General features: G+C 52.9%; 10 protein-coding genes, 1 rRNA gene and 1 pseudogene. 4 read left to right on the top strand and 8 right to left on the bottom strand.

All coding sequences use genetic code 11. The features are described from left to right. The first annotated feature begins 6 nt into the window (after positions 1-6). Together rrf and JGF26_RS08985 are read left to right on the top strand one after the other, a co-directional pair. Positions 7-122 (top strand): 5S ribosomal RNA (gene rrf, locus JGF26_RS08990). Between the two features lie 210 nt (positions 123-332). After that, positions 333-1,628: an MFS transporter gene (locus JGF26_RS08985; RefSeq protein ID WP_028016045.1), complete on the top strand. Its 1,296-nt coding sequence runs from the start codon at positions 333-335 to the stop codon at positions 1,626-1,628. On the opposite strand, the gene JGF26_RS08980 is transcribed toward JGF26_RS08985, so the two are convergent. The 6 genes and pseudogenes from JGF26_RS08980 to trxC form a co-directional block, all read right to left on the bottom strand. Continuing rightward, complete coding sequence (locus JGF26_RS08980; RefSeq protein WP_049005940.1) at positions 1,625-1,948, bottom strand: YfiM family lipoprotein; 324 nt, start codon at positions 1,946-1,948, stop codon at positions 1,625-1,627. The genes JGF26_RS08985 and JGF26_RS08980 overlap by 4 nt on opposite strands. A gap of 44 nt (positions 1,949-1,992) precedes the next feature. After that, the gene (pssA, locus tag JGF26_RS08975) at positions 1,993-3,348 is read right to left on the bottom strand and encodes a CDP-diacylglycerol--serine O-phosphatidyltransferase (RefSeq protein ID WP_028016047.1); all 1,356 of its coding nucleotides are present in this window, start codon (positions 3,346-3,348) and stop codon (positions 1,993-1,995) included. Beyond that, positions 3,332-3,373 (bottom strand): annotated as a pseudogene (locus tag JGF26_RS22365) (hypothetical protein). Before JGF26_RS22365 ends, pssA begins: the two are co-directional and overlap by 17 nt. A gap of 85 nt (positions 3,374-3,458) precedes the next feature. Further along, positions 3,459-6,122 (bottom strand): protein lysine acetyltransferase, encoded by a 2,664-nt coding sequence (pat, locus tag JGF26_RS08970; RefSeq protein WP_108090936.1) that lies wholly within the window; start codon positions 6,120-6,122, stop codon positions 3,459-3,461. A gap of 35 nt (positions 6,123-6,157) precedes the next feature. Then, positions 6,158-6,856 carry a tRNA-uridine aminocarboxypropyltransferase gene (gene tapT, locus JGF26_RS08965; protein ID WP_108090935.1) on the bottom strand — a complete coding sequence of 233 codons (699 nt, stop codon included), beginning with the start codon at positions 6,854-6,856 and terminating at the stop codon, positions 6,158-6,160. Positions 6,857-6,925: 69 nt separating this feature from the next. Further along, complete coding sequence (gene trxC / locus JGF26_RS08960) at positions 6,926-7,345, bottom strand: thioredoxin TrxC (protein ID WP_028016050.1); 420 nt, start codon at positions 7,343-7,345, stop codon at positions 6,926-6,928. 203 nt (positions 7,346-7,548) lie between these two features. Here trxC and JGF26_RS08955 point away from each other — a divergent pair, with 203 nt between their 5' ends. Then, positions 7,549-8,649 (top strand): tRNA/rRNA methyltransferase, encoded by a 1,101-nt coding sequence (locus JGF26_RS08955; protein ID WP_028016051.1) that lies wholly within the window; start codon positions 7,549-7,551, stop codon positions 8,647-8,649. Between the two features lie 39 nt (positions 8,650-8,688). On the opposite strand, the gene ung is transcribed toward JGF26_RS08955, so the two are convergent. Further along, complete coding sequence (gene ung, locus JGF26_RS08950) at positions 8,689-9,378, bottom strand: uracil-DNA glycosylase (RefSeq protein ID WP_134707650.1); 690 nt, start codon at positions 9,376-9,378, stop codon at positions 8,689-8,691. Positions 9,379-9,692: 314 nt separating this feature from the next. On the opposite strand from ung, the gene grcA reads away from it, so the two are divergent. Next, positions 9,693-10,076 (top strand): autonomous glycyl radical cofactor GrcA, encoded by a 384-nt coding sequence (gene grcA / locus JGF26_RS08945; protein ID WP_134707651.1) that lies wholly within the window; start codon positions 9,693-9,695, stop codon positions 10,074-10,076. A gap of 55 nt (positions 10,077-10,131) precedes the next feature. Here grcA and srmB read toward each other — a convergent pair whose 3' ends face one another. Beyond that, complete coding sequence (srmB, locus tag JGF26_RS08940; RefSeq protein ID WP_028016053.1) at positions 10,132-11,460, bottom strand: ATP-dependent RNA helicase SrmB; 1,329 nt, start codon at positions 11,458-11,460, stop codon at positions 10,132-10,134. Between the last annotated feature and the right edge of the window lie 31 nt (positions 11,461-11,491).

The raw sequence follows: 11,491 nt of genomic DNA, 5'->3' as shown, positions 1-11,491 counted from the left end.
AATTTGCCTGGCGGCTTTAGCGCGGTGGTCCCACCTGACCCCATGCCGAACTCAGAAGTGAAACGCCGTAGCGCCGATGGTAGTGTGGGGTCTCCCCATGTGAGAGTAGGGAACTGCCAGGCATCAATCAGGAAGAACCCCGTACCGTAAGGTACGGGGTTTTTTTCTTTGTCTTTTCCCAGCTTGGCCTTTCTCTTAATCCCTTACCCTGCTAATGGAATGTGTGATCGTTGTCTCAATGTTAATTATAACAAAATTATAACATTTCATTTACGAGGTAATTGAGTGTACTGACTCAATACGCCGCAGTTTATGGCAGGAGCATAATCACAATGACAGAAAGCATTACATCAAACGGGACGCTGGCTAACAGTGATACCCGAAGAAGGGTATGGGCAATCGTCAGCGCCTCTTCAGGGAATCTGGTTGAATGGTTCGACTTTTACGTCTACTCATTCTGTTCACTCTACTTCGCACATATTTTCTTTCCCTCCGGCAACACCACGACGCAACTTCTACAAACAGCAGGGGTATTTGCTGCAGGATTCCTGATGCGACCGATCGGGGGCTGGTTGTTCGGCCGTATTGCGGATCGTCGCGGGCGTAAGGCTTCTATGCTGATCTCGGTTTGTATGATGTGCTTTGGCTCTCTGGTGATCGCCTGCCTGCCAGGATATGAATCCATTGGAACCTGGGCTCCCGCGCTACTTTTGCTGGCCCGTTTATTCCAGGGGTTATCGGTGGGGGGCGAATACGGCACGAGTGCGACCTACATGAGTGAGATTGCTCTGGAAGGTCGTAAAGGTTTTTACGCCTCCTTCCAGTATGTCACGCTTATTGGCGGTCAGTTGCTGGCCATTCTTGTGGTGGTTATCCTGCAGCAGATTCTGACGGACGAACAACTCCACGCCTGGGGATGGCGAATTCCTTTCGCAATGGGCGCAGTACTGGCGATTGTCGCACTTTGGCTACGCCGTCAGTTGGATGAAACCTCTCAGAAAGAGGTCAGAACGCTGAAGGAGGCGGGAACCTTCAAAGGGTTATGGCGTAACCGCAAAGCTTTCCTGATGGTGCTGGGCTTCACTGCCGGTGGCTCTCTCAGTTTCTATACTTTCACCACCTATATGCAAAAGTACCTGGTGAACACTACCGGAATGCACGCAAACGTCGCCAGTGTCGTCATGACCGTGGCGCTGTTTGTCTTTATGCTCATACAACCCATTATCGGTGCGCTCTCGGATAAAATTGGCCGACGGACGTCGATGCTGATTTTTGGCGGGCTGTCGGCGTTATGTACCGTACCTATTCTGACTGCTCTTCAGCATGTGACTTCGCCGTATGCAGCATTTGCGCTGGTTATGCTGGCGATGGTGATTGTCAGTTTCTATACCTCGATCAGTGGGATACTGAAAGCCGAAATGTTCCCGGCGCAGGTACGTGCTTTAGGAGTCGGGCTCTCTTATGCGGTAGCCAATGCGTTGTTTGGCGGATCGGCTGAGTATGTTGCGTTGTCTCTTAAATCATGGGGAAGTGAAACGACATTCTTCTGGTACGTCACTGCAATGGGGGCGCTGGCATTTATCGTATCCCTGATGCTTCATCGCAAAGGGAAAGGCATCCGGCTTTAATAGTGCGCCATTTGCCACACAGCATAGCCAGTCGTTGCGCCGGCGACATCCCAGGCAAAATCTTTCCAGCTCCAGCCGCTCCCTGCGGGGCGGCTATCCCACAATTCTTTAGATGCCCCAAGACCGACAGAGAACATCAACCCTATCGCCGCGCTACGATCCCGGCTGTATCCCTGATGCTGCGCATATTCATTACCAGCTGCGGACAACATCGCGGAAGCGAGAAAATGTTGGGCTTTATCCTGACCGGACCAGCTATCGTTTGCCATATGGCTACAGCCGGTGAGGGCGAGAGTAGTTAGCAGGAGAGGGATGCGCATCAAGAACTCCATAAAAAAGCCCCGTCGAAGACAGGGCTGTGGCATTACAGAATACGGCTGATAAGTCGGTCGATACGGATACGACGTAAACGGCGGATAAGTTTGCGGACCTTCACCGGATAATCGGCAATGCTCTGCAGTTCGCGGTAATGATTAACCACAGTGGTATGTGTGCGAATCAGCTCCAGCTCACGCTCACGTTTTGCGGCTAACTCATGCTGTGGGTCATGGATCAGGATAGCGTTTTCCAGATCCAGTCGCCACGCGCGCGGGTTCAGGTTGTTACCGGTCAGTAGCATCCACTCATCGTCGACCCACATACCTTTGAGATGGTAAGTGTTGTCTTCATCTTTCCACAGACGCACAACCAGCTGGTCAGTGTTTACGTAATACTGTAAACGACTCAGGAAACGGCGCAGGTTAATCTCATAGAGGTAAGGTAGCGCACCGATAATTTTGAACGGCTGATCTTCAGGAATAAAGAAGTCGTTAGCCGTTTTATCCCCAACGATGATTTCCACTTTTTTACCATCGCGCAGCAGCTGAATGATGTTACGCACCAGCACGGCAGGAAGGTTGAAGTACGGTGTACAGATGGTGAGTTTCTGCTCTGCACACGGCATCAGATGGAAGATCGTTTTATTTAGCAGGCTTGATTTGCCGAGACCTACCAGCGGGGTAACGGATAACTCTTCGTTGTTTGCATCGCCCTGGAAATGATAGACCGCATCGCGCAGTTCCTGGCGGAATGCACGAACATCATTTTTGATTTCCGGGCTTTTAGGGCGCTCTGGATCGTCAAGGCGATTTACACCACGGCCATGAACCAGATTTTTATCAACCCAATTAAACATGATATCGGCCATCTGAGGATTACGAATCAGATGGTAGCGGTCGTAGCGATACTTATCGAGCTGATGGAGGTAAACATCATTCAGACTAGCACCACTGTATAGTACGCTGTCATCAATGATGAAACCCTTGAAATGAAGGACGCCGAGCGCTTCACGAGTATTAACAGGCACGCCATAAACAGGAACATCGACGCCAGGATTCTCCTGCGCCATGCGGCAATACCAGTCAGCATTGGTGTTTGAAGCGGCAGCGCCAATACGACCGCGCTGAGCGCGATGCCAGTCAACCAGCACGCGAACATCGAGTTCAGGACGTTGACGTTTGGCTTCATAGAGCGCGTTCAGGATCCCGCGCCCGCCTTCGTCTTGTTCCAGATACAGTGCCACAATGCAAATGCGTCGCGTGGCGCTGGCAATCTTTTCAAGAAGCGTCTCCCGAAAATGAGCGGGAGCGTAAAAGAACTCTACATCATCAACTGACTGAGAAATCTTCGGTAGTTGAGCAAGGTGTTGTTGATGTTTATTACGCTTAAATTTTGACAACATCACAGTGCGTTTCTTCTCTGTTCATTGAAGGGTTGTCTGTACCATGCAAACAACATAAGCGGACAATGATACCACCAGTCCCGTCCAAAGTGGGTAACATTTCCAGTAGCTTACTTGTGTTTATCTGCTGATGTCAGGTTGAGGGACAAGGCAACAATACCTTCGTCCAGTTGAATATCAACATCAAATCCAAGTTTTCGCGCCAGGGTCACCATACCGCGATTGTTAGGCATAGTAATGCCATTCAGGCGTAACAATCCGTGATCTCGCGTATAACTGATGAGTTTTTCCAGCAGTCGTCTCCCCAGACCCAGGCCTTTTAGATCGGAGCGCACCAGCACGGCAAACTCCGCATCAACATTATCCGGGTCAGAAATAGCACGCGTCACGCCAAGGATCTCATCGCCTTTATCGGAACGACGAACGGCGACAAAAGCCATTTCTCGATCGTAGTCGATCTGGGTCATATTGGCTAAATCATCGTGGGTAAATTCGTTGATTTCACTAAAATAGCGATAGTAAAGATCCTCTTTCGTGACCTGAGAGATAAAGGCCCGCAGCTGAGGTTCATCTTCCGGCAGAATAGGGCGGAATAAGGCGCGTTCCCCATTCTTCATCTCTACCCACTCTTCCAGTTGCAGCGGGTAAGGACGGATCGCCAGACGGCTCTCTCTGTCGCCTTCAAAGGGCGCGATATCCAGCGTCACGTCCAGCGCGGTAAATTCATTACCGGAGGCGAGAAGTGGGTGGATATCCAGCCGCTGGATCTCGGCACAATCCACAATCAGGTTAGATACCTGCACCAGGAACTGACTTAGCCCGGCAATATCAAGTGGACGCAGCGCGCTCCGGCCGCGGATCTTTTTGCTTTTAATCGCCTGGATGATCAAATAACGCGCCAGATTCATGTTCAGCGGCGGTAACGCTACAACGGCTTGTTCTTCAGGCCGCCACTCAACGCCGCCTTCTCCCAGCATAATGAGCGGGCCAAACACGGGATCATGTTCAACCACCACCCGCAGCTCCTGAGCACCTGCGCGGTTAGCCATGCTTTGCACCAGCAACCCGTGGATCCTTGCCTGCGGCCAGGCCATTTTGACCCGATCAAAAATGGCATCTGCTGCTTGCTGAACCTCCGTTGCCGTACGCAGGTATAACATCACCCCCTGAATATCAGACTTATGTGGGATATCCGGTGAACGCAACTTAAGGGCAACCGGGTAGCCAATTTGTTCGGCAATATGCACAGCCTCAGCGCTGTCGCTGGCAATCCAGGTGGGCAGGGTTTGCATTCCGTAACTGCCGAGAATGGGCTGAACTTCATGCGTATCAAGCGTTGTCGCACCCTCTTCGATAGCCTGTTGTAAAAGACGGTGAACGTCGACGGTGTTCGCCGTCAGATTACCGGGTAACGCTGGGGTTTCGCGTAACTGTTTCTGGTTACGGCGATACTCGACCATATGCATAAATGCAGTGATAGTGCCTTCCGGAGTACGGTAGGTTGGCAGTCCGGCTTCACTGAACAAGCGTCGCGCCTCCTGCGAAGAAAACTCACCGCACCAGTTGGTCAGCAAAGTGACATATTTTCCACGTGGATGATTGCGCACGGTATCAATGAGTGCCCGCGCACTTTCACTACCTGGAGCGGCCGCGCTGGGGGAGTGGATAATCATCAGCGCGTCGAAATCCTGGCTATCCAGCAAAATCGAGATGGCCTTGATATAGCGATCGCTGCTGGCGTCATCGCGTAAGTCAAGCGGGTTGTCTGGCGTCACACTTGTCGGGAGAGCTTCTCTCAGACGTTGCAGCGTCTCTTCACCCAGCGTTGCCAGCTTACCGAAGCGCCGCCACAGTTCATCCAGCGCGAGTGCGGCAGGGGCGGCGCCGTTACTGACAATCATTAACTTCTCACCGCGCAATGGGCGCATATGGCTTAGCGTCTCGACGGCGGAAAAAAGCTCGTGTGTATCCTGTACCCGCAGCAAACCGGCACGCTGAATGGCGGCGTCCCAGGCAGGATCCATACCGGAATGCGACTGCAGAAGTCGCTGGGCTGCAGGGCTACGCCCACTTTTGATCACCAGGATCGGTTTATTGCGCGAGGCGCTTCGTGAAGCCGATACAAAACGACGGGCATCGCTGAGGTGCTCGAGGTAAAGCAGGATTGCGCTGGTTTTACTGTCGCGAGCCAGAAAATCAAGGAGCTCATCAACGTCAATATCCAGGCTGTCACCCAGGGCAATGAAGTAGGAGAATCCCATTTCACGCTGCTGAGCCCAGTCGAGGATGGTGTTCGATACCGCTGCTGATTGCGAGATAAACGCGAGTTTACCTTTACGGATTGGTACAGGGGAGAAACTGGCATTCAGACCCTGCCAGGGGGCGAGCAGGCCAAGACTGTTTGGCCCAAGGATGCGCATTTGATAACGACTGGCGCATGCCAGCAGCTCGGGCTGTTGTTCAGGTGGAGACGAGAGAATAATGCAGGTTTTACACCCTTTTTTACCGAGTGATTCCAGCAGTTCCGGATTTCGTTTTGCATTGGTACACAGTACGGCAAGATCGGGTACGAAAGGCAGGCTCTGGACATCTGGCCAGGCAAGTACCCCCTGAACAGCCTTGTAGGCAGGTGTAACAGGCATAACAGGGCCATTAAACCCTCCGGCCAGCAGGTTACGCATCATCAGATAGCCTGCACGATCCGGTTTCATTGAGGCGCCGATAACGGCAATGGATTTAGGACGTAATAGCGCTTCTAACCCTCTCTGGCTCATGCAGGCCTCCTGTGAATGCAAGCGACCTGATGATTTTAAACGCTTTCTGTCTCTGTTGCTGTGACACTGCCCTTATGAACGGTTTTTCCCGCCAGATAGCGCTCGCGAAAGCGGGAGAAATGGTTGCCCAGGGCGCCTGCCGCTGCGGTATCGCCTGCTAAATCCAGAAGCGCAATGGCCACTTCGGCAGTGCAGTATTGCCCGTCGGCATGCGCTTCACGCAGGCGGTAGGCGGAGACCCGGGAAAGGTCGACAGAAATCACCGGCAGTGCGTCAAGATAAGGGCTTTTACGAAACATTTTTCGTGCTTCGGTCCAGGTGCCATCCAGCATAATAAACAGGGGTGGTTTACCTGATGGTGGAGCCGAAAGCACCTGACGATCGGCCCCTGCATAAGAGGCCGGGAAAACGACCATGGGCTGATAGTCCGGGTTTGTCACTGCGTCGAGCAGGGCCTGTGGTGGCTCCGTGCGCGACCACTGAAACGCAGTGGTATCAGGCAGAATGTCGGCAATCAGGCGACCCGTATTACTGGGTTTCATCGGCTCGGTATCGAACATTACCAGACAAAAACGACTCTCCGCTGTACTCGGGGCCAGCGTCTCGCACAGGCAAACCTTTAGTGGCAGCAGGCATCGCTGGCAACGACGGATTCGATTGCCACGGGCAAGAAAGGGACGCGTTGAGCGAGCAAGGCGTTCGGCACGTAATTGAAGGACAGCGTTATCAGTCATGGGCGAAATGCAGGAAAAACCCTATTTTCGCAGAGGCGGGAACGGGGCACAAGATGTGCCCCATGAATGTTACAGCGACTCGTTTAACCAGCTTTCAAAAGGTGCTTTTGGAACCGCACCGTTGAGCATATCGATCACTTCACCCTTTTTGAAAATCATAATGGTCGGGATGCTGCGAATACGAAAACGTGCGCTCAGTTCGGGTTCCGCTTCGGTATTGACCTTAACGAACCGCATTTTCCCGTTGCGCTCTTCTGCCACATCTTCGAAGATCGGCGCGAAGCTACGGCATGGGCCGCACCATGGCGCCCAGAAGTCGACCACTACGGGAAGATCATCCTTGAGGAGTTTGTCCAGCGTAGCACCCGTTGCGTTAATGACATCGCCATCAAACAATTCATGACCACAACGCCCGCATTTCGCACCATCTTCAATCCGATCGTCCGGAATGCGATTGAGAGCCTGACAGTTGGCACATACGGTATTCATAACTAACCTCTGATAGAGCCGTGGGACAGCGGCAAACGCCGATAATGTTTCTAATATGTTACATATTATCAATGAGCCTGTTTGAAACAACAATGCGTTTTATTCAATGAGAACAATAGTCACAGGCTTTTGTACGAAATTATGGCTATGCGCTGGCACATCGGGTAATCTGCGCGCTTCGCGCAGCGCTGGTGGAGAAAAGCATGAACGACGAAATGAAAAACAAAAGCGGCAAGGTCAAAGTGATGTATGTCCGCAGTGATGATGACTCTGATAAACGCACCCAAAATCCGCGTACCGGAAAAGGTGGCGGGCGTCCGGCGTCTTCTCGTGCAGACGGTGGCCGTCGCCCCGCCCGCGATGACAGAAATAACCGCGGTGATGACCGCAAACGTGATGACCGTAAGCGTGACGATCGCAAACGCGATGACCGTCCACGCGATGACTTCTCACGTGATAACTCATCCCCGTGGCGTACCGTTTCTCGCGCGCCTGGCGATGAGACGCCAGAAAAAGCCGATCACGGTGGTATCAGCGGTAAAAGCTTTATCGACCCGGAAGTGCTGCGTCGTCAGCGGGCTGAAGAGACTCGCGTGTATGGCGAGAACGCCTGCCAGGCGCTGTTCCAGAGCCGTCCTGAGTGCATCGTCCGCGCCTGGTTTATCCAGAGCGTGACTCCACGCTTTAAAGAAGCGCTGCGCTGGATGGCCGCGAACCGTAAAGCCTATCACGTGGTAGATGATGCCGAGCTGACCAAAGCGTCCGGTACCGAACACCACGGTGGTGTTTGCTTCCTGATCAAAAAACGTAATGGCACCACCGTTCAGCAATGGGTCAGCCAGGCAGAGGCCGATGACTGTGTTCTGGCGCTGGAAGATGTGGGCAACCCGCATAACCTGGGTGCGATGATGCGTAGCTGCGCGCACTTCGGCGTGAAAGGCGTGCTGTTGCAGGATGCTGCACTGCTGGAATCAGGTGCGGCGATCCGTACTGCAGAAGGTGGTGCTGAGCACGTTCAGCCGATCACCGGTGATAGCGTTCTGGATGCTATTGAGCAGTTCCGTAAAGCGGGCTATTCCATCGTGACGACCTCGAGCCATGCTGGTACGCCGCTGTTTAAAGCGACGCTGCCGCGTAAAATGGTGCTGGTGCTGGGTCAGGAGCGCGATGGTCTGTCTGACGCGGCGCTCTCCAGTGCAGATCTGAGCGTCTCTATCGACGGAACAGGTAATGTGGAAAGTCTGAACGTATCCGTTGCGACCGGCGTACTGCTGGCCGAGTGGTGGCGTCAGAATAAGGCATAAGCCTCTTAATGTGCCGGGTTAGACCCGGCACATTAAATACTACTCGCTTTCTGCCGGTAACACAGGTATCCAGTCAATTGGCGTTTCGCCACGTTTTTCCAGCCATTCGTTCGCCAGAACAAAATGATTACTGCCAAAGAAGCCGCGATGTGCAGACAGCGGTGACGGGTGCGGCGCTTTCAACACGTGATGACGCTGACGATCGATAATCGCCCCTTTCTTCTGTGCGTGAGAACCCCAAAGTAAAAACACTACGCCTTCACGATGCTCGTTGATCAGGCTGATGACTTTGTCAGTAAACGTTTCCCAGCCCAGGCTTGCGTGTGAGTGCGCCTGACCCGCCCGTACGGTAAGCACCGTATTCAATAACAGCACGCCCTGGCGCGCCCAGCTTTCCAGGTAACCGTGAGTAGGGCGGGTAAACCCAGGCAGCGTTCCCTCAAGCTCTTTATACATGTTCAGCAGAGAAGGGGGGATAGCCACGCCCGGGCGTACAGAGAACGCCAGCCCGTGCGCCTGCCCTGGGCCATGGTAAGGATCCTGTCCGAGGATAACGACTTTGACATCGCTCAATTCGGTATAGCGAAAGGCGTTGAAAACATCTTTCTGTGGCGGATAAATCGTCTGGCCAGACTGCCGCTCCGTCGCGACGGTGCTGAGAGTATTAATAAAATAGGGCTGCTGTTTTTCTTCGGCCAGCACGTCGTGCCAGGTTAAAGGTGTCGTCATCTCGCTCTCCTGCGAATCTCAATCTGCGTCTAGCTTACCTGTTAAATACATGGGCGCAAAATCACAGGCAGAAATTGACCGTAAGTCCCTCAATTTATTTTGAAAGTATGCATGTGAAATTGAATTGGTAAGGCGATAAAATTGATCTAAAACAATAAATTCAAACCACACTCTTTGTATGGTTGGTGTTTTTGTTGATTTAAATCAATAAATCACCAAGGTGCGAATGATATATATACACACAAGAAACATTGGTTTTACCAATTGGCCTGAAGAGGCCGACATCAGTTAATGTAGCCTAAGGGAGGCAACACATGATTACAGGTATCCAGATTACTAAAGCTGCAAATGACGATCTGCTCAACTCTTTCTGGCTGCTGGACAGCGAGAAAAACGAAGCACGTTGTGTCGTCGCGAAAGCCGGTTTTGCTGAAGATGAAATTGTTCCAGTCAGCAAGCTGGGCGAAATTGAATACCGTAAAATCCCAATGGAAGTGAAACCGGAAGTACGTGTGGAAGGTGGTCAGCACCTGAACGTTAACGTGCTGCGTCGCGAAACGCTGATGGATGCGGTTGAGCACCCTGAAAAATACCCACAGCTGACCATTCGCGTGTCTGGCTATGCAGTACGCTTCAACTCTCTGACCCCAGAACAACAGCGCGACGTTATCGCTCGTACCTTTACTGAAAGCCTGTAATAGTTTCAGCCGTGGGGGCAGAATAAAAAAGCCGGGGATTTTCCCCGGCTTTTTATTACTCTTCAGTCTTCGTTTCCTGCGCGGCAGCGCTTGGCTTACGGCGCTTACCAATGTTTTTGGTATCGCGGTGACGCTGCTTCACGCGTGGCTTCTCTTTTTCTTTCTCTTTTCTCTCAGCACGTTTCGCGAGCGCTTTCTTGGACGGTTTACCCGTCATTTTTTCACTCGGCGCACGTGTGGTCGGGCGCAGGCCATCAATAACGCGCGCTTTCAGCGGCTCGTCAACATAGCGGCCAATTTTCTGCAGCAGCAGGTAGTCATGCGCTTCGACCAGTGAGATAGCAATCCCTTTGCGGCCCGCGCGGCCGGTACGGCCAATACGGTGCAGATAGGTATCGCCGCTGCGAGGCATATCGAAGTTAATGACGTGGCTGACGTCAGGGATGTCGATCCCGCGAGCGGCAACGTCTGTGGCAACCAGCACGTTAACGCGGCCATCGGTCAGGCGCTTAATGCCTTCGGTACGTTTGATCTGTGCCATCTCGCCTTCAAGATAGCAGTTGTTGATCCCGGCGTTACGCAGCATTTCTGCCAGCTCGTGCACGCGCTCGCGCTTACGCACAAACACGATTGTGCGCAGCGCATCTTCCTGCTTCAGCAGGTGTTTGAGCAATTCGACCTTGTGCTCAAGGTTGTCCGCGCGGTAGTACCACTGGTGGATCTTCTTACGCTCACGGGTGGACGGCGTCGCTGACACTTCCACCGGATCTTCCAGCAGACGCTCTGCGAAGTCTTTAATCGCTTCCCCTTCGAGGGTGGCAGAGAACAGCATCGTCTGGTTACGCCAGCGCGTTTCACCCGCAATATGCTCAATATCCTGTGCGAAGCCCATGTCCAGCATACGGTCGGCTTCGTCGAGGATCAGCGTTTCAACCGCGCGGCAGTCGAAGTTCTCTTCTTTAATGTACTGCAGCAGGCGGCCCGTCGTCGCAACGACGATGTCCTGGTTTTCGCTGAACACTTCGGCGTGGTTCATATACGCAACGCCGCCGGTGATGGTGGCGATATCAAGATGGGTGTTTGCCGCCAGTTCACGCGCGTGATCGGCCACCTGCATGGCCAGCTCGCGCGTCGGCGTCAGGATTAAAATACGCGGCGGGCCAGATTTTTTACGTGGAAAATCGAGCAGATGCTGCAACACAGGCAGCAAATAGGCTGCTGTCTTCCCCGTGCCGGTTGGCGCAGAACCGAGCACATCACGGCCCTCAAGCGCAGGCGGAATGGCCGCTGCCTGAATGGCGGTCGGGCGTGTAAAGCCTTTGCTCTCAAGTGCATTGAGCAGGCTTTCATCGAGTTCAAGTTCGGAAAAAGTCGTTACAGTCATGTTCTACCTCTGTGTGGGGCGCTGATTATAG

Source organism: Enterobacter sp. E1, from assembly GCF_016809815.1.
Lineage (GTDB): Bacteria > Pseudomonadota > Gammaproteobacteria > Enterobacterales > Enterobacteriaceae > Enterobacter > Enterobacter adelaidei.
Note: the sequence above shows the minus strand (reverse complement) of the source record. Positions and strands in the feature narration are given on the sequence as shown.

Excerpts from the sequence above, each read along its gene's own strand:
- JGF26_RS08985 (WP_028016045.1), top strand. The coding sequence starts at position 333 with ATGACAGAAAGCATTACATCAAACGGGACGCTGGCTAACAGTGATACC.
- JGF26_RS08980 (WP_049005940.1), bottom strand. The coding sequence starts at position 1,948 with ATGCGCATCCCTCTCCTGCTAACTACTCTCGCCCTCACCGGCTGTAGC.
- pssA (WP_028016047.1), bottom strand. The coding sequence starts at position 3,348 with ATGTTGTCAAAATTTAAGCGTAATAAACATCAACAACACCTTGCTCAA.
- pat (WP_108090936.1), bottom strand. The coding sequence starts at position 6,122 with ATGAGCCAGAGAGGGTTAGAAGCGCTATTACGTCCTAAATCCATTGCC.
- tapT (WP_108090935.1), bottom strand. The coding sequence starts at position 6,856 with ATGACTGATAACGCTGTCCTTCAATTACGTGCCGAACGCCTTGCTCGC.
- trxC (WP_028016050.1), bottom strand. The coding sequence starts at position 7,345 with ATGAATACCGTATGTGCCAACTGTCAGGCTCTCAATCGCATTCCGGAC.
- JGF26_RS08955 (WP_028016051.1), top strand. The coding sequence starts at position 7,549 with ATGAACGACGAAATGAAAAACAAAAGCGGCAAGGTCAAAGTGATGTAT.
- ung (WP_134707650.1), bottom strand. The coding sequence starts at position 9,378 with ATGACGACACCTTTAACCTGGCACGACGTGCTGGCCGAAGAAAAACAG.
- grcA (WP_134707651.1), top strand. The coding sequence starts at position 9,693 with ATGATTACAGGTATCCAGATTACTAAAGCTGCAAATGACGATCTGCTC.
- srmB (WP_028016053.1), bottom strand. The coding sequence starts at position 11,460 with ATGACTGTAACGACTTTTTCCGAACTTGAACTCGATGAAAGCCTGCTC.